Annotated in this window: 20 protein-coding genes; 9 read left to right on the top strand and 11 right to left on the bottom strand. The window is 65.4% G+C overall.

Annotated features, from left to right (window positions below; all coding sequences use genetic code 11):
* Positions 1 to 3 precede the first annotated feature (3 nt).
* The 7 genes from bluB (at position 4) to G455_RS0104790 (ending at position 4,893) form a co-directional block, all read left to right on the top strand.
* A complete protein-coding gene (gene bluB / locus G455_RS0104760) occupies positions 4 to 645 on the top strand; it encodes a 5,6-dimethylbenzimidazole synthase (RefSeq protein ID WP_035366101.1) in 642 nt (213 codons plus the stop codon).
* 6 nt (positions 646 to 651) lie between these two features.
* Positions 652 to 1,170: a ribosome maturation factor RimM gene (gene rimM / locus G455_RS0104765; protein ID WP_028092635.1), complete on the top strand. Its 519-nt coding sequence runs from the start codon at positions 652 to 654 to the stop codon at positions 1,168 to 1,170.
* Positions 1,170 to 2,072, top strand: a complete 903-nt coding sequence (locus G455_RS0104770; RefSeq protein ID WP_028092636.1) for a hypothetical protein — start codon at positions 1,170 to 1,172, stop codon at positions 2,070 to 2,072. Before rimM ends, G455_RS0104770 begins: the two co-directional genes overlap by 1 nt.
* Positions 2,069 to 2,857, top strand: a complete 789-nt coding sequence (locus G455_RS0104775; protein WP_028092637.1) for a hypothetical protein — start codon at positions 2,069 to 2,071, stop codon at positions 2,855 to 2,857. The genes G455_RS0104770 and G455_RS0104775 overlap by 4 nt, the downstream gene beginning before the upstream one ends.
* The gene (locus G455_RS0104780; RefSeq protein ID WP_028092638.1) at positions 2,857 to 3,654 is read left to right on the top strand and encodes a hypothetical protein; all 798 of its coding nucleotides are present in this window, start codon (positions 2,857 to 2,859) and stop codon (positions 3,652 to 3,654) included. The genes G455_RS0104775 and G455_RS0104780 overlap by 1 nt, the downstream gene beginning before the upstream one ends.
* Positions 3,655 to 3,703: 49 nt before the next feature.
* Complete coding sequence (trmD, locus tag G455_RS0104785; RefSeq protein WP_035366177.1) at positions 3,704 to 4,483, top strand: tRNA (guanosine(37)-N1)-methyltransferase TrmD; 780 nt, start codon at positions 3,704 to 3,706, stop codon at positions 4,481 to 4,483.
* A 74-nt stretch (positions 4,484 to 4,557) separates the two neighbouring features.
* Positions 4,558 to 4,893, top strand: coding sequence for a YegP family protein (locus G455_RS0104790; RefSeq protein ID WP_028092640.1), 336 nt, complete (start codon positions 4,558 to 4,560; stop codon positions 4,891 to 4,893).
* Between the two features lie 485 nt (positions 4,894 to 5,378).
* On the opposite strand, the gene G455_RS0104795 is transcribed toward G455_RS0104790, so the two are convergent.
* Positions 5,379 to 6,146, bottom strand: a complete 768-nt coding sequence (locus G455_RS0104795; RefSeq protein WP_028092641.1) for a sulfite exporter TauE/SafE family protein — start codon at positions 6,144 to 6,146, stop codon at positions 5,379 to 5,381.
* Between the two features lie 147 nt (positions 6,147 to 6,293).
* On the opposite strand from G455_RS0104795, the gene G455_RS0104800 reads away from it, so the two are divergent.
* A complete protein-coding gene (locus G455_RS0104800; RefSeq protein ID WP_028092642.1) occupies positions 6,294 to 7,985 on the top strand; it encodes an acyl-CoA dehydrogenase family protein in 1,692 nt (563 codons plus the stop codon).
* Positions 7,986 to 8,228: 243 nt separating this feature from the next.
* Here the strand turns inward: G455_RS0104800 and G455_RS0104805 are convergent, their stop codons facing one another.
* The 4 genes from G455_RS0104805 to era form a co-directional block, all read right to left on the bottom strand.
* Positions 8,229 to 8,708, bottom strand: a complete 480-nt coding sequence (locus G455_RS0104805; RefSeq protein ID WP_028092643.1) for an SAM-dependent methyltransferase — start codon at positions 8,706 to 8,708, stop codon at positions 8,229 to 8,231.
* 77 nt (positions 8,709 to 8,785) lie between these two features.
* Positions 8,786 to 9,511, bottom strand: a complete 726-nt coding sequence (recO, locus tag G455_RS0104810; protein ID WP_028092644.1) for a DNA repair protein RecO — start codon at positions 9,509 to 9,511, stop codon at positions 8,786 to 8,788.
* A gap of 99 nt (positions 9,512 to 9,610) precedes the next feature.
* Positions 9,611 to 9,940, bottom strand: coding sequence for a DUF1491 family protein (locus G455_RS0104815; protein WP_028092645.1), 330 nt, complete (start codon positions 9,938 to 9,940; stop codon positions 9,611 to 9,613).
* A 2-nt stretch (positions 9,941 to 9,942) separates the two neighbouring features.
* The gene (era, locus tag G455_RS0104820; RefSeq protein WP_028092646.1) at positions 9,943 to 10,848 is read right to left on the bottom strand and encodes a GTPase Era; all 906 of its coding nucleotides are present in this window, start codon (positions 10,846 to 10,848) and stop codon (positions 9,943 to 9,945) included.
* A 228-nt stretch (positions 10,849 to 11,076) separates the two neighbouring features.
* On the opposite strand from era, the gene G455_RS0104825 reads away from it, so the two are divergent.
* Positions 11,077 to 11,631, top strand: a complete 555-nt coding sequence (locus G455_RS0104825) for a GNAT family N-acetyltransferase (protein ID WP_084436995.1) — start codon at positions 11,077 to 11,079, stop codon at positions 11,629 to 11,631.
* Between the two features lie 33 nt (positions 11,632 to 11,664).
* Here G455_RS0104825 and rnc read toward each other — a convergent pair whose 3' ends face one another.
* The 6 genes from rnc to G455_RS0104855 form a co-directional block, all read right to left on the bottom strand.
* Positions 11,665 to 12,351 (bottom strand): ribonuclease III, encoded by a 687-nt coding sequence (gene rnc / locus G455_RS0104830; RefSeq protein WP_028092648.1) that lies wholly within the window; start codon positions 12,349 to 12,351, stop codon positions 11,665 to 11,667.
* The gene (lepB, locus tag G455_RS0104835; protein WP_028092649.1) at positions 12,348 to 13,184 is read right to left on the bottom strand and encodes a signal peptidase I; all 837 of its coding nucleotides are present in this window, start codon (positions 13,182 to 13,184) and stop codon (positions 12,348 to 12,350) included. The genes rnc and lepB overlap by 4 nt, the downstream gene beginning before the upstream one ends.
* Positions 13,185 to 13,433: 249 nt before the next feature.
* Complete coding sequence (acpS, locus tag G455_RS0104840; protein WP_028092650.1) at positions 13,434 to 13,850, bottom strand: holo-ACP synthase; 417 nt, start codon at positions 13,848 to 13,850, stop codon at positions 13,434 to 13,436.
* A gap of 1 nt (position 13,851) precedes the next feature.
* A complete protein-coding gene (locus G455_RS0104845) occupies positions 13,852 to 14,469 on the bottom strand; it encodes a LysE family translocator (protein WP_028092651.1) in 618 nt (205 codons plus the stop codon).
* A complete protein-coding gene (locus tag G455_RS0104850; protein WP_028092652.1) occupies positions 14,466 to 15,224 on the bottom strand; it encodes a pyridoxine 5'-phosphate synthase in 759 nt (252 codons plus the stop codon). Before G455_RS0104850 ends, G455_RS0104845 begins: the two co-directional genes overlap by 4 nt.
* 36 nt (positions 15,225 to 15,260) lie before the next feature.
* Entirely contained in the window at positions 15,261 to 15,917 is a 657-nt protein-coding gene (locus tag G455_RS0104855; protein ID WP_028092653.1) for a DUF2062 domain-containing protein, read from the bottom strand.
* Positions 15,918 to 15,921: the final 4 nt, after the last annotated feature.

Here is a 15,921-nt window from a genome sequence, read left to right on the forward strand (position 1 = left end):
ATCGTGGCCCCGCGGGACCCGGAATTCTCTGCCGAGTTTCGCGGCCAGCTCGATCTGCTGATGCGGCTCCGGCGCGACGTGCGCCGGTTCCGCCAAGATCCGGTGGACGAGGCGGAGCTGTTGCGCTGCCTTGCCACCTTTCGTCTCGCTCCCTCGGTGGGGCTGAGCGAACCCTGGCGCATCCTGCGGATCGAAAGCGATACCGCCCGCGCCGCCGCTCTGCAGAATTTCAAGACCGCCAATGCCCGCGCCCTAGCCGGCTATGATGGCGAACGCGCCGCGCTCTACAGCCGGCTCAAGCTGTCTGGGATGGAAGAGGCCCCGGTGCAGCTCGCGCTCTATTGCGACGAGACGACGGAAAAGGGCCACGGGCTGGGCGCCGCCACCATGCCCGAGATGCGCCGCTATTCGGTGGTCACCGCCATCACCCTGTTCTGGCTGCGCCTGCGCGCCGAGGGGCTGGGGCTCGGCTGGGTCTCGGTGCTCGACCCAGAGGCGCTGAACCGCGCATTCGACGTGCCGGAAAGCTGGCGGCTGATCGGATATTTTTGCCTCGGCCATCCCGAAGATGTATCACAGACCCCGGAACTGGAAGAACAGGGCTGGGAACACCGCGCCGCGGACCTGCCCATCGAAACACGCTGAGGCCCCATGACAATATCGCCTGCTGAGGAACGTATCTGTGTCGGCGCCATCGCCGGCTCTTTCGGCGTCCGGGGCGAGGTGCGGCTGAAAAGCTATTGCGCCAATCCCGAGGATATCGAAACTTACAGCCCGCTGACCACCGAGGACGGAAGCCAGAGCTTTCCGGTGGTGCTGACCCGCGTGGTCAAGAACGGCTTTGCCGCCCACCTTGGCGGGGTGGAAACCAAGGAAGAGGCCGATGCGTTGCGGGGCGTTCTGCTGTTTGCCCCGCGCGACCGGCTGCCGGCGCTGCCCGATGATGAATTCTATTATTCCGACCTGATCGGGCTCGAGGTCCTGGATACCGGCGGCACCCTGTTGGGCCGGGTCAAGGATGTTCAGAATCACGGCGCCGGCGATCTTCTGGAACTGCAGCCACCGGGCCAATCGGCCACCGTGCTTCTGCCCTTCACCCGCGCCCATGTGCCTACTGTCGATCTCGACGCCGGGCGGATCATCGCCGACCCGCCCGAGGGGCTTCTCTGATGACCCGGGCATACAGCCGCAGGGCCCATGCCCTGATGGCTGTGCCGCTTTATGCGGGGCCGCTTCTCGCGGGCTGGTCCGATGCGCCCGCCGGAGTGGCAGCCGTGCTGATCGCGCTGACCTTCCTGGCCAGGATCATGGCTGGCCGCCTGCCCCCACGCCCCGAGACGCCGTTGCCCCTGACGCTGATGGCCCTGCTGCTGAACCAGAGCTTTCTCGTGCTGGCACTCTATGCGGCGGGGCTGGCGCTGACCTGGCTCGGCGGGCCGCTGGCATTGCCGCTCTGGCTGCCGCTGGCGCTGACCGGCCTGGGGGCCGCACTGCTGATCCTGCGCCATCCCGCCGACCCCGACCCGCACGAGACGGTGGACTTGCTGGAAGAGGCGCTGGAGGACATCGACCCGCCCGCGCCCTTCGAGGAGAGGGAGCAGACCAATGCCCCCGATCCGGAAGTTGTCGAAGCCACCGGTCGCGCCATTGCCGCGCTCTGGGCGCTGCCCGCCGATGCGCGGGCCGAGAGCTGCGACGACATCGTGCAGGAGCTTGAGGACCGTACCGGTCCGCGCGCCTTTCCGATCCTGTTGGAGGAAATCGGCGAAGGCGACCCCGCCGTCGACCGCGCCATGATCCGCTATCTGCTGCGGCCTCCGATCCGCCAATGGCTGGTGGCGGAAGGGGCCGATCTGCGCTTTGCCTTCGATCTTCTGCTGCAAAGCGGCGATCCCGCGATCGAGAGCGATCTGGTCCAACTGATCAAGACCCTTCTGGACGAAGGCGCACCGGTCAGCGCCCTGCCCACGCCCGAAACCCTGCGCCACCGCGCCGAAACCCTGCCGGCGCTGATCCCGCTGATCGCCCGCGTGACCCAGGCCACCACCACCGAGGCGGATCGCGACGCATGAGGGTGATCCTGCATGCCGGTTTCCACAAGACCGGAACCACCACACTGCAGAAGGCGCTGGAACGGAATGCCAAAACGCTCGCCCCCTGTCTGCGGCTGATCCCCCGCGCCGCCCTGCAACCCGCGGGCCGCGCGGCCCGCGCCTATTCGATCGCCAGTGATCCGCTGGAACTGGCGCTGTTCCAATATGAGCTGGCCCAGGCGCTGGAGGAAGGCCTCGACATCACCGGCGACGATCCCCGCCCGCTGCTGATGTCCTGCGAGGATCTGGCCGGTCAGATGCCGGGGCGTTCCGGGGTGGAAAGCTATGGCGCCGCGCCCGTCCTGATGCACGCGACGGTCGAAACATTGCGGCAGCTCTGGCCCGGTCTGCGTACCGAGCTGTATTTTTCCACCCGCGCGGCCGAGGCCTGGCTGGCCAGCCTGCACGCCCAGCACCTGCGCGCCTGCCGGATGGAGCTGGACGCCAACACCTTTGCCGCGCGCTATCGCGCCGCAGCCGATCTGGAGGCTGTTGTCGACCGCATCGCCGCTGCAGTGGCACCGGTGCCGGTCCATCGCGCCGCTCTGGAACAGAGCCGGACCCGCAAGCTCGGGCCGCTCGACCCGCTGCTCGATCTCTGCGACCTGCCGACCGCCCTGCGTGCAGCTCTGAAGCCGCACCCGCCGGCCAATACCTCCGCCCCTGCCGACTGCGCCGCCGAACTTCTGACGCTCAACCGCAGCAATCTGGACGACAGGGCGCTGCGCGCCGCGAAACAGGCGCTGCTGACGGGGCGGGGCTGATGCCGTGCGCCATCGTCATCCATCCCGGTTTTCACAAGACCGGAACCTCGACCCTGCAACAGGTTCTGCGCCGGAACCGGGCGGCGCTAAAGCCTTATCTGCGCACGGTTCTGGGCCCGCAAATGCCCGACCTCCTGCATGCCGCTCGGGGCTATTCCACTTGGCGCGATCCCTTCACCCTGGACAAATTCGCCCACCGCTTTCGCGACTTGCTGCAGCGATTGGGGAACATGCCGAAGCGGGTGCTCTGCCTCTCGGCTGAGGAGCTGTCCGGCCATCTGCCCGGGCGCGACGGGATCCCGGATTACAGCGCGGCCCCGGTGCTGGCCGCTGAAATGGCCAAGATCGTGGCCCAGGTGCATCCGGGCGTCCCGCTCAGCTTTTGCCTGACCCTGCGCCGCCCCGAAAGCTGGCTGCGGAGCGCCTATTGGGAGCATGTGAAATCCTCCTCGCTCACCCGCGACTGGGAAGATTTCGCGACCGACACCCGCGCCGGCGCCGATCTGGCGGCAGCGGCTGATCGGGTTGCGGCAGCGCTGCCCTGCCCGCTTCATCGCATCTGGCTGGAGCACTGCGCCGACACGCCGCTGGGGCCCGCGGCGCGCCTTCTCGATCTCTGTGGTGTCCCGGCAACTGTTCAGGCCACCCTTGTCTCGGTGCCCCGGGCCAATGCCCGCGCCAGCGATGCGGTTCTGCTTGCACTTCTGGCCGCCAACCGCGATTACACCGACCGCGACGCGCGCCAGGCTGCCAAGCGCGCCATCCTCAACGCCGCGCAGGAGACCAGCCGTGACTGACGACACACCCGAAGGCACACCCAAAGCCCCCAGCCGGTCGCTGGGCCGGATGGCGATCCGCCCGTCGCTGACGCCGCGCGAACTGATCACCCCGACGCCAGAGCTTCACGGCGCCTGGACCGCCAAGATCATAACCCTTTTCCCCTCAGCCTTTCCCGGCGTCCTGGGCGAGAGTCTGACCGGCAAGGCCCTGCAGGAAGGGCTCTGGCAGCTCGAAACACTGGACCTGCGCCGCTGGGGCATTGGCAAGCACCGCAATGTTGACGACACGCCGGCGGGCGGTGGCGCCGGCATGGTGCTGCGCGCCGATGTGCTCGGCCCGGCGATCGAAACAGCCATGGCCGGCACCGGCCGCAACTGGCCGCTGATCTATCTGTCGCCCCGCGGCCGGCGGATGGATCAGGCGATGATGCGCAGCCTGTCCCGGACCAATGGCGTCACCCTCATCTGCGGCCGTTTCGAAGGCGTCGACGAACGCGTGCTTGAGGAATACGGGGTGATGGAGGTCTCGCTCGGGGATTTCGTGATGACCGGCGGCGAGATTGCCGCCCAGGCGCTGATCGACGCGACCGTGCGGCTGCTGCCCGGTGTGCTGGGCAACCAGGCCTCGACCGAGGAGGAAAGCTTTTCCGCCGGCCTTCTGGAACACCCGCAATATACCCGCCCCGCCGAATGGAAGGGCCGCCCGATCCCCGAGGTGCTGATGTCCGGCCATCACGGGCGGATCGCCGACTGGCGCCAGCAGATGTCCGAAGAGATCACCCGCGTGCGTCGCCCCGACCTGTGGGAAGCGCAGCAGTCTCGCAAGGACGGCGAACAGGACGGTTAACCGAACGATTGCAGTAGCAGCCATCCTGGGGAATAGTCGCCAAAGTTGTAATGTTAATTTCGGGAGGCCGGGCAATGGCAGGCAAATTCGAACTCTACAAGGACAAGGCGGGCGAGTTCCGCTTTCGCCTGAAGGCGGGCAACGGCGAGATCATTCTTGCCAGCGAGGGTTACAAACAACGTGCCAGTGCCGAAAATGGTATCGAATCGGTGCGCAAGAATGCCCCGGTCGACGAACGCTATGAGCGCAAGGATACCAGTTCCGGCAAGCCGATGTTCAACCTGAAGGCCACCAACGGCCAGGTGATCGGCACCAGCGAATCCTACAGCAGCGCCGCCGCGCGCGACAACGGCATCGAATCCGTGAAGAAGAACGCCCCCGAGGCTGCGCTGGTCGATCTGACCGCATGACGCGATAGCGCCGCCCTCCGAAACCTTTCAGGGGGCGGCAGCACGCCGCGAGCCGCGGAAGCCGGCAAGATTGTTGAGTGCCTGTCCCGGTGGCTGGCCCCTGAAGGCCGGGGGCGGATGTGGCGGATGGTAAAGGCCGCAGTCGCCCAGCCGAATGGCTTCGAACAATCGCCGGAGCCGATATGCGCCATCCCCCGGTCGCCCCCCTGCGGGCGCCGTCCCAGGCCATGGCACCAACCAGCGCGCGCCTGGGCCAGAGGATCGGCGCAACCTGAACCACCCCCCCAGCAGATGCGCTGATCGGTGTGCGCGTCGGACGCATTACCAAGCCCCGCCTTCCTCGTGCGAAACACGATCAGCATCTCGACTATGACAGGCAAGGCAGACCCCTTGGTGTGCGGCCTTCATCCCTCGGGGAGCCTCGGTTGGAGTTTGGCGATGCCAGCCCCCCGGATCGGCGGAACACCCTATTGAGAGTTCAGGGCCTAGCCCATCAGGGCGCGACGAACCAGGTTCAGCCCGGCAATCAGCAGCACCACCAGGGTAAGCCGGCGGAAGGTGGCCTGTTCGATCCGATCATGCACCCGACCGCCCAGCCACATGCCCAAGAGCACCGGCACCAGCAGCGCCACCGAGAAGGGCAGCGTCGCCCGATTCAGGACCCCCGACCCCAGATGCGCCCCCAGCAGCGCCAGCGCGCCAAGCCCGTAGATCACCCCCTGCACCCGCACCTGTTCGATCTTCGGCGTACCGATGGCGGTGAGATAGGCCACCGTCGGCGGCCCCCAAACACCGGAGACACCGCCAATGGTGCCGGCGAAAGCGGCCACCATCGCCTCGATCCGGGAGGAGGGTTTGGCCATGTGGAATTTCATCCCGACAAGCTGCATCAGACAGAAGAGCGTGATCAGCCCCCCCAGCACCAAGAGCATCACCTGCACTGGGATGATCGAAACCATCTGCGCGCTCGCCATCAGAAACAGGCCGCCCACGATAAGGAACAGCCGGAACCGTTTGATCGACCCGATCGCCGCCTCCACACCCTGACGCAGCGCCTGAATGCCATTGGTCGCCAGCGTCGGCAGGATCAGCCCGGCCAGCGCCACCTCGGGGGGCAGAAAGGTGCTCAGCCCCGAAATCAGGATCAGGGGCAGGGCAAAGCCCACCATCCCCTTCACCAGCCCAGCCACCAGGGCAAGAGCGAAGGCAAGGATCATCTGGTCGGGACTCATCAGGGCTGAGATCATATCCATGTGCCCGTCTTATCATCCCTGGACGGCGCTGCACTGCAAAATACGTCGCGCAACTATCGAACCCGACCAGAGACTTGAATGAATTTTTGTTGCGCTGCGACTGCGAAAGAATTAGGAGCAATCGACCGCCGCCCGCGCGGATGATTCATGTCTCATGATGATCAGGAGCCCAAGCCGATGACCCAGACCGCCCTTCTTCCCGACCTGCTGGCACTGACCGGCGCCGCGATCCCCTCTGCCGTGATCGTGATGGATGTCGCCAAGGCGAAACTGCGTGACGCGCTGAGCGAGGGCGGCAAGGTCTCGGCGGCGCTGCTGGAACAAAATCAGGCCGCCGCCCACGGGCTGTCCTGGCTCGCCACCTATGTCGAGGCGCTGCGTCAGATGCAGGCCTGGGCCGAGCGGCTGCAGGCCGAAGGCAAGTTCGGCGAGGTGGAACAATTGATCCACCAGATCGCCTGTGGTGAATACCTGGCCCAGATGCAGGGCGGCATCCCGATGAGCCAGGGGGAAATTCTGCGCCTGACCGCACTGGGGCTGAGCGCCGAGGACATGGCGCCGCTGCATGACGCCACCGTCGCCGCGCTGGTGGCCGGCGGCAACACACCCTCTGCCCGGGCCCGTCTGGTCGCCCTGATGCAGGAGCGTGCGGCGGAAACCACCGTCGGCGCCACCGGGCTGGAAGAAGAGCTGGAGATGATCCGCGACCAGTTCCGCCGTTTCGCGGTGGAAAAGGTCGAACCCTTCGCCCATGAGTGGCACCTGAAAGACGAGCTGATCCCGATGGAAATCATCGAGGAGCTGGCCGAGCTAGGCGTCTTCGGCCTGACCATCCCGGAGAACCTTGGCGGTCTGGGGCTGTCGAAAGCCTCGATGGTGGTGGTCTCGGAAGAACTCTCGCGCGGTTATATCGGCGTGGGCTCCCTCGGCACCCGGTCCGAGATCGCGGCCGAGCTGATCCTGGCCGGCGGCACCGACGAACAGAAGGAACATTGGCTACCGAAGATCGCCAGCGGGGAAATCCTGCCGACCGCCGTCTTCACCGAGCCGAACACCGGGTCTGATCTGGGCTCGCTGCGCACCCGGGCGGTGAAGAATGCCGCCGGAGATTACGAGGTGACCGGCAACAAGACCTGGATCACCCATGCGGCGCGGACCCATGTGATGACGCTGCTGGCGCGCACCGATCCGAACACCACCGATTACCGCGGCCTCAGCATGTTTCTGGCCGAGAAGATCCCCGGCACCGATGAAGCCCCCTTCCCCACCCCCGGCATGACCGGCGGCGAGATCGAGGTTCTGGGCTATCGCGGCATGAAGGAATACGAGCTGGGCTTCGACGGTTTCAAGGTGAAGGGCGAGAACCTGCTGGGCGGCGAAGAGGGCAAGGGCTTCAAGCAACTGATGCAGACCTTCGAGAGCGCCCGCATCCAGACCGCCGCCCGCGCCATCGGCGTGGCGCAATCGGCGCTGGACGTGGCGATGCAATATGCGCTCGACCGCAAGCAGTTCGGCAAGGCGCTGATCAACTTCCCGCGGGTCTCCGACAAGCTGGCGATGATGGCGGTAGAGATCATGGTGGCGCGTCAGCTCACCTATTATTCGGCCTGGCAGAAGGACCACGACAAGCGCTGCGATCTGGAGGCGGGGATGGCCAAGTTGCTGGGCGCCCGCGTCGCCTGGGCGGCGGCCGACAACGGGCTGCAGATCCACGGAGGCAACGGCTTTGCGCTGGAATACAAGATCAGCCGCATCCTCTGCGACGCGCGGATCCTGAACATCTTCGAAGGCGCTGCCGAGATTCAGGCGCAGGTGATCGCCCGGCGGCTCTTGGGGTGAGACACGCCCGGGAAACAGTCCGGAGGACTGTTTTCACTGGCGAACGGGCGTAGCCCGGGGAACCGACGCGCCCCGAGCCGTCGACCACAGATGACAACCCACCGGGACAGGCGCCGCGAGGCGCCTTTCTCGTTTTCCGGGGCGCTTTCGGATGGGCGTGCGGTTGGGGGCGCTGCCCCCGTCGCGGCTGGCGCCGCGCCTCCCCCGCCGTATTTCGGACGAGAAGAAGGGACCGGGCACGCTCTAGGAGGCTGGCGGGATATCAATGCCCTCGAACCAGGGCTTGATGTCGATCACCGGGGTCATGTCGAAGGCATCGGTGGCGTCGATGCCGATCTTTCCAGTCTCGAAATCGAGCGCTGTGACCCGCACCAAGGCCATCGCGACCGGATTGGGCCGCGCCGGCGAGCGCAGAGCGAAGGTACCGCGCGGGCCCGAGCCATGGCGCGGCGCCTGCACGATCAGGTCGCGGCGGCTTTGATCCATCCAGTAGAGCACCCAGATCCAGCGCCCGACCTCGAGCCCCTGCAGGCCGCAGGCATAAGCGGGATCAAGCTCGATCCGCGCGCGACCACCGCCCTGTTCGCGCGACTGGGTCAGGTTGCGCGGCGCCCTGCCCCGCGCCCAATCCGAACGGATATGTCCGATGAAGGTGATCTGGGCCACGCCTTTGTCGCCCGGATCGAAGCCCAGCCGCTGCTCGCCCTCGCGCATCTCGTCCATGGCCACCCTCCTGTTCGACACGGCCATGAGAGACGGAGATCGGCGCAGGAGCAAGGGACAGAGTGTCGCCCCGCAGATCACAGCCGGCGGGAAAAGAGATCAACAAACCTGCCGCGCGCCTCCGGCAGGGCGCGATGCCCCAGCGCCGGCGCCAGGCGATGCGCAAGGAAATAGCCGGTGGTGCGCAGCGCCTCGGCCACTTCGGCATCCGGCGCCGGCCCCTCGCCCAACAGGCAGGGCGGCAGCGGCAGCAACCGGTCGACCCAATCGCCAGCCCCGGCCCGCGATACCGCCCGGCCGGATTTGGGCGAGACATAGACCAGCCCCGAGGTCAGCCCGGTGACGGCGCAGGACGACAGATCGAGGCCGAAGCCCAGTTCTTCCAGCAGCGCCAGTTCCCAGTTGAGATAGGCAAGCGGCCAAATGTCGTCCTGGCCCAGCAGGTCCATAAGCTGTTCGCTGCGTCGATAGAGGCCCGGATGCGGCACCCGCTCGGGCAGGCAGAAGGACAAAAGCGCGGTGACGGCGTTCAGCCCGGCCAGGGACAGGCGCCCCGACAACGCCGCCGCCGCACGGCTGCGCAGCGGTTCGACCCGATAGCTCCCGATATGTTCTTGCAGCCGCGCCTGCCATTGCACATCGAGCTGCGCCCCCGGCTGCAGGATCGGCGCCAGCTTGCGGCTCGCGCCGCCGCGCACCACGCCGGCATGGCGACCGTGATCTTCGGTAAAGACCTCGATGATCGCTGCGCTTTCGCCATGGCGGCGCATGCTCAGCAATATGCCGTGATCCCGCCACTCCATCTTGCGCCGCCTCTCGCCCCTGAGCCCGGAGGGCCCGCTCTCTCTGTCAGGATACCCGAGGGGGTGGCGCCCGCAAGGGTGGCGGGGCCGGCAACCCGATCAGCTCAGACCGTCCTCGTCCAGCAGATGGCGGCCACGGCGGTCCTCGACTTCGATCACCCAGAGGTCGGGATCAAAACTGCGCTGGCGGGCGACGGCCTCATCGACCGTGCGCTCTTCTCCGCTCGCCAGTTCGATCCATTTGCGGTCCCCGGTCATCAGATCGAACGAGCGTTGAAAGGCAGTGGCCTGCCCGTCGAGGGTGTTGAGCTTGACCAGAACCGCGCCGGCGGTGTCATCGCCATGGGCGGTGACGAAGGCGGGGATATCGACCAGGCGCAGGCGGGTCAGATAGGCATCGACCCAGATCCGGGCAGTCAGCCGCATCAGCCTCAGTTCCCGTCCTTGAATTCAAGCCCCATCTCGGAATAGCGCTCGGCCTCTTCCAGCCAGTTCGGCCGCACCTTCACCTGCAGGAACAGATGCACCCGGCGACCGAGGAATTCCTCGAGCTCTTCCCGCGCGGCCTTGGAAACCGCCTTGATCGTCTCGCCCTTGTGGCCCAGCACGATGCCCTTGTGGCCATCGCGCATCACATAGATCACCTGGTCGATCCGGGCCGAGCCATCCTTGCGCTCTTCCCAATTCTCGGTCTCGACGGTGAGCTGATAGGGCAGTTCCTGATGCAGCCGCAGCGTCAGCTTTTCACGCGTCATTTCGGCAGCGATCATCCGCATCGGCAGATCGGCGATCTGATCCTCGGGATAGAGCCAGGGGTGTTCGGGCAATTCCCGTGCCAGCCATTTACGCAGATCGGCAATGCCATGGCCCCGCTCGGCCGAGATCATGAAGGTTTCGGCAAAGGGGTAACGATCGTTCAGCTCTTTCGACAGGCCCAGCAGGACCTCGGATTTCACCCGGTCGATCTTGTTGATGGCCAACGCCACCTTGCGGCCCTTGCCGATCTCTTCCAGCCCTTCGAGGATGCGTTCCACCCCATCGGTGACGCCGCGATGCGCCTCGACCATCAGCACGGTGATATCCGCATCCGCCGCGCCGCCCCAGGCGGCGGCGACCATGGCGCGATCCAGCCGGCGACGCGGCTGGAACAGGCCCGGCGTGTCGACAAAGACGATCTGCGCCTCGCCCTCCATCGCGACGCCGCGGATACGGGTGCGTGTGGTCTGCACCTTATGGGTGACGATCGACACCTTGGCCCCCACCATGGCGTTGGTCAGGGTGGACTTGCCCGCGTTGGGCTCTCCGATCAGGGCGACGAAACCGGCGCGTTGGGTCATGGGGATCCTCTGGTTGAGCGAGCCTCCGGATAGAGGATCATAGGACTAATGACCAGAGCCGAACAAGACCGGAAGCCACCTCAGAAAAGAGCAAACCGCACTCAGCTTGCGCTCACAAAGGGGTTTCCATCAGGCGGGGCCGCCGCGGCACTTTGAATTTCCGCAGGAACATGGCAAGAACATCCTGACACCAAGGCCCTAATGGCACGCATCGAGAGAGGAGCCGGCATGAGCTTTGACATCCGCCCCGCCGATTGGGAGGGCTTTTCCGCCGTCATGGGAGACAAGGGCGGCTGCGGCGGCTGCTGGTGCATGCTGTGGCGCCTGCCGCGCAAGGAAATGGAAGCCGGAATGGGCGCGAGCAACCGCGAGGCGATGCGGCGGATATTCGACAGCGGGCATATTCCGGGACTTGTCGCCTATCGGCAGGACGAGGCTGTCGGCTGGATCCAGATCGACCGGCGGATGGCTTTCCCCAGGCTGGCAAAATCACGCATCCTGAAGCCGGTGGATGACGCCGAGGTCTGGAGCGTGTCGTGCTTTCTGGTCGACAAGCGGGTTCGGCGTCAGGGACTGTCGGTTACCCTGCTGCGGGCGGCCTGCGACTTTGCACGCGAACGCGGGGCACGTATTCTGGAAGGATACCCGATCGACAGCCCGAAGCCGAAATACCCGGCGGTCTATGCCTGGACCGGCTTTGCCCAGGCCTATCGGGAGGCAGGCTTCACCGAAGTTGCGCGGAGATCGGAAACGCGCCCGATCATGCGGCGGGTTCTGGTGTAATCCACACCGCCCCCCGCACTCGTCGCAACAGGCTCACTCGGCGCCGTCGACCTGTTCCAGCAGCGCCTTGGCAGCGGCCTGTTCGGCCAGACGTTTCGATCCGGCAACGGCCTGCGCCGTCTCTCCTGTCGACAGCTGCGCCTCGATGGTGAATTCGGGGGCATGATCCGGGCCGGAGCGTTTGATCTGGCAGTATTTCGGGGGTTGCAGCCCGCGCGCCTGGGCCCATTCCTGCAGCACCGTCTTGGCATCGCGGGCGTCGGCCTCGACCGTGGTGATCCGCGCGCCCCAAAGCCGCAGGATCATCGCACGGGCGACATCGAACCCGGCATCGCGATAGACCGCGGCGATCACCGCCTCCATCGCATCGCCCAACAGCGCCTGCTTGCGCCGACCGCCCGACATCATTTCCGATCGGCCCAGCTTCAGCACCGCGCCCAGATCAATCTCCCGCGCGACCTCGGCGCAGGTTTCCTTGCGAACCAGCGCGTTGAAGCGCGGCGCCAGCTGGCCCTCGCTGGCCGAGGTGTCGCTTTTCAACAGCGCCTCCGCCATCACCAACCCCAGAACCCGATCGCCCAGAAACTCAAGCCGCTGGTTGTCGGCCCGGGTCGGAGACGACACCGAGCCGTGGGTCAGTGCCCGTACCAAAAGCTCGGTTCGGACGAAGTGATGCCCGATCCTGCCTTCGAACTCCTTCAGATCGCCCGAGAGTTTCACTTGATCGCCTTGAAGAACCGATCTCCGCGCCAGGTCCAGAAGAACAGCATGGACCGCCCGGCGGAAGAGAACATGATGCGATCGGCACGACCGACCAGATTTTCAGCCGGCACGAAACCGACACCCCCGGCGGCCTGCGGCAGGCGACTGTCAGCTGAGTTGTCGCGGTTGTCGCCCATGAAGAAATAATAGCCTTCGGGCACAGTATAGACCCCGGTGTGATCCGAAGCCTGATCACCGATGTTCAGAATATCATGGCTGACCCCGTTCGGCAGGGTTTCGATCTTGCGCGATTTCAGGCAGGAACCGCCCTCGCCCACCGGGCCGTTTTCACAGCGCGGGCGATAGCCCTGCGGCCCCTGCGGTTCGGAAATCTCTTCGAAATAGCCCGCATCCTCAAGCTTCACCGGCGTACCGTTGATGTTCAGCACCCCGTTGATCATCTGGATGCGATCCCCTGGCAGACCGATCAAGCGCTTGATGAAATCGGCCCCGGTCACCGGATGGCGGAAGACCACCACATCGCCACGCTCGGGTTCGCGCCCCAGAAAGCGGCCCTCATCGCGCTTGAGAAACCCGCAGAGCTTTTCGGCATCCAGGTTGATGCCGATCGCAGGGATTCGGATCGACGGGCAGGAGGCATAAGAATAGCCGTAAGCCATCTTGTTGACGAAAAGGAAATCGCCGATCAGGAGCGTGTCCTTCATCGAGCCCGACGGAATCCAGAAGGGCTGGAAGAACAGGGTCCGGAAAACGCCGGCGATCAGCAGCGCATAGACAATGGTTTTGACCGTCTCGACGAAGGCGCTTCCCTGTTTGGTCTTGCTGGCCATGCGGCCCTCCGGGCTCTGGTAAGAATACCGGCATGTCATGGGACCCAGCCCCGCCGGTGTCAAGGCGAAGCCCGCCCCCGCACCGGGCCAGCCGGCGCAACGCCCCGGGACAGAGCATAACCACACCACTGCCTCGTGGGCGATTTCCCGGGCGGCACGGGCCCGGCCCCACGCCCGAACTGACGCTGGGGTCGGGCGCTTCAATCCTTTGTGAGCCTTCCCTTCGTGAGCCTCGTCCGGCAGCACCGTTCAGCCTGCCTGATCCCCCGTCAGGGGGCGCGCCTCGATCACCACGAAAGCCTGCGCCCAGGGGTGATCGTCGGTCAGGGTGACATGGATGATCGCCTCATGCCCCGGGGGTGTCATCTCGGCCAACCGCTCCGCCGCCCAGCCGGTGACCTGCATCACCGGCTGCCCCGTCCGCAGATTGCTGACCGCCATGTCGCGCCAGGAGATGCCCATCCTGAGCCCGGTGCCCAGAGCCTTGGAACAAGCCTCCTTCGCCGCCCAGCGTTTGGCATAGGTGCCGGCGGTATCGCGGCGGAGCTCAGCCTTCTGCTGCTCCAGCTCGGTGAAGACACGGTTACGAAACCGGTCGCCAAACCGCTCCAGCGTGCCTGCGATCCTGTCGATATTGGCCAGATCGGTACCGATGCCGAGGATCATGTCACACCCGCAACCGAGCCGTGAGAATCTCGGCACTCGCGGCCCCGAAGAGCAGTCCGAAGGAGGCATCGAACCAGCGCCGCAACCGACCGTAACCGCGTGCGATACGCGGCACCGAAAACAGCAGGCCATAGCCGGAAAAGACCGTGATGCTGGTTGCGATCAGGCAGGCAAACAGCGTCCAGATCTGTGCACTGCCCGCATCCAGCGGCAGCGCGATGACATAGATCGCACTCCAGGACAGGATCGCCTTGGGGTTGGTCAGGTGAATCAGCAACCCCTTGAGAAACAACCGATGACCGGCCGCCGCCAGCGGCGCGGCGGGTTTCGGCCGAACCGCGCTCTTCAGCGATTTGACAGCAAGGAGCAACAAATATGCGGCGCCGATATAGCGCATCGCCTCAAACACCCAGACATTGGCCAGCATCATCGCGTTCAACCCCAGCCCGGCGGCAATGCCCCAGATGGCCGAACCGCAGACCACCCCCGCCGCTATAGCCAGCCCTGCCCGACGGCCATGCAGCATTGCGGTGCCGGAGATCGCCAAGGTCGCCGGCCCCGGGCTGCCGCTTGCCACCATCCAGCCCAGCAGGATCAGGCCGAGGTGAACGCCGATCATGCCGTGGTCCCGCCGCGGGCCTCGTCCATCAGGCGACGCATTTCGCGGATCGCGGGATCGAGGCCGCGGAAGATCGCCTCGCCGATCAGGAAGTGACCGATGTTCAACTCCCGCACCTCCGCCATGGCGGCAATGGGGGCGACGGTGTCATAGGTCAGCCCATGGCCGGCGTGCACCTCTAGGCCCAGCGAATGGGCAAACACCGCCGCCTCGCGCAGGCGCTCCAGCTCCTCGTCGCGCTCATCGAACCGGCCCTCGGCGTGGAAATCGCAATAGGCCCCGGTGTGCAGTTCAACCACCGCCGCGCCGATCCGGGCCGAGGCCTCGATCTGCGCCAGATCGGCCCCGATGAACAATGACACCCGGCAGCCGGCATCACGCAGGGGCATGATGAAATCGGTCAGATGGTTCTGATCACCCGCGACCTCGAGCCCGCCTTCGGTGGTGCGCTCCTCGCGCTTCTCGGGCACGATGCAGACGGCATGGGGACGATGCCGCAGGGCGATCGCCTGCATCTCGGCCGTGGCGGCCATCTCGAAGTTCAGTGGCACACGCAGCCCATCGACCAGCGCCTCGATATCAGCGTCGACGATATGACGGCGATCCTCGCGCAGATGCGCGGTGATGCCATCGGCCCCGGCGGCCTCGGCCAGCTTGGCAGCGCGCAGCGGCTCCGGATAGGCACTGCCGCGGGCGTTCCGCACGGTGGCCACATGGTCAATATTGACGCCCAAACGCAGGGGAGGAACGGTCATGGCTTGAGGATCCTTGTCAGACGAGTCGCGCCGACACTAATCCGCCTTCGCACCAAGGTCAGCCTCTGCTTGCGCCTTTTTCTTGATCGCCTCGAACTTGGCCTTGATCTTGGCCCGGCGCCGGTGCTGATAGGCCCGGATCACTGGCACGCTGAGGAAATAGGCGATGGTGCCGGCAACGATCCCGGGCAACAGCCCGCCAATCAGATAGGGAAAGAAAATCTCGTGATAAAACACCCTGAGCCCTTCCCAATTGGGTTGGCCATGGGTGAACAGCGCCACGATATTGTCCTTAAGATCGCGACTGGCATCCGCGAATTTTCCGAAAAAACTGCGATGCCGCCCCTCGTCGAACTTGGTGCCAAGAAAAAAATACCCGGTTTTCAAAGAGATGATCCCAATCGGGACATAGGTCAGAGGATTTCCGAAAAACGTTCCCGACAGCGCTGCCAGAATATTGCCGCGGATCATCCGCGCGATCAGAAAGGCCACAACGAAATGCAACCCGTAAAACGGCGTGAAAGTGGTAAATACCCCGGCCCAGATGCCCCGCGCGATACGTTCAGGCGTATCCGGCAACCGTCGCACCCGGTGCTGGACATAAAGAAATGCCCGCCCCCAGCCGCCGCGCGGATAGACCAATTCCGTCAGGATCTGAAGCAGAGAACGGCGATCCCGGCGCTTGAAAACCAACGGC

This window comes from Pseudodonghicola xiamenensis DSM 18339, from assembly GCF_000429365.1.
Classification (GTDB): Bacteria; Pseudomonadota; Alphaproteobacteria; order Rhodobacterales; family Rhodobacteraceae; genus Pseudodonghicola; species Pseudodonghicola xiamenensis.

Excerpts from the sequence above, each read along its gene's own strand:
- rimM (WP_028092635.1), top strand. The coding sequence starts at position 652 with ATGACAATATCGCCTGCTGAGGAACGTATCTGTGTCGGCGCCATCGCC.
- G455_RS0104770 (WP_028092636.1), top strand. The coding sequence starts at position 1,170 with ATGACCCGGGCATACAGCCGCAGGGCCCATGCCCTGATGGCTGTGCCG.
- G455_RS0104775 (WP_028092637.1), top strand. The coding sequence starts at position 2,069 with ATGAGGGTGATCCTGCATGCCGGTTTCCACAAGACCGGAACCACCACA.
- G455_RS0104780 (WP_028092638.1), top strand. The coding sequence starts at position 2,857 with ATGCCGTGCGCCATCGTCATCCATCCCGGTTTTCACAAGACCGGAACC.
- trmD (WP_035366177.1), top strand. The coding sequence starts at position 3,704 with ATGGCGATCCGCCCGTCGCTGACGCCGCGCGAACTGATCACCCCGACG.
- G455_RS0104790 (WP_028092640.1), top strand. The coding sequence starts at position 4,558 with ATGGCAGGCAAATTCGAACTCTACAAGGACAAGGCGGGCGAGTTCCGC.
- G455_RS0104795 (WP_028092641.1), bottom strand. The coding sequence starts at position 6,146 with ATGGATATGATCTCAGCCCTGATGAGTCCCGACCAGATGATCCTTGCC.
- G455_RS0104800 (WP_028092642.1), top strand. The coding sequence starts at position 6,294 with ATGTCTCATGATGATCAGGAGCCCAAGCCGATGACCCAGACCGCCCTT.
- G455_RS0104805 (WP_028092643.1), bottom strand. The coding sequence starts at position 8,708 with ATGGACGAGATGCGCGAGGGCGAGCAGCGGCTGGGCTTCGATCCGGGC.
- recO (WP_028092644.1), bottom strand. The coding sequence starts at position 9,511 with ATGGAGTGGCGGGATCACGGCATATTGCTGAGCATGCGCCGCCATGGC.
- era (WP_028092646.1), bottom strand. The coding sequence starts at position 10,848 with ATGACCCAACGCGCCGGTTTCGTCGCCCTGATCGGAGAGCCCAACGCG.
- G455_RS0104825 (WP_084436995.1), top strand. The coding sequence starts at position 11,077 with ATGAGCTTTGACATCCGCCCCGCCGATTGGGAGGGCTTTTCCGCCGTC.
- lepB (WP_028092649.1), bottom strand. The coding sequence starts at position 13,184 with ATGGCCAGCAAGACCAAACAGGGAAGCGCCTTCGTCGAGACGGTCAAA.
- acpS (WP_028092650.1), bottom strand. The coding sequence starts at position 13,850 with ATGATCCTCGGCATCGGTACCGATCTGGCCAATATCGACAGGATCGCA.
- G455_RS0104845 (WP_028092651.1), bottom strand. The coding sequence starts at position 14,469 with ATGATCGGCGTTCACCTCGGCCTGATCCTGCTGGGCTGGATGGTGGCA.
- G455_RS0104850 (WP_028092652.1), bottom strand. The coding sequence starts at position 15,224 with ATGACCGTTCCTCCCCTGCGTTTGGGCGTCAATATTGACCATGTGGCC.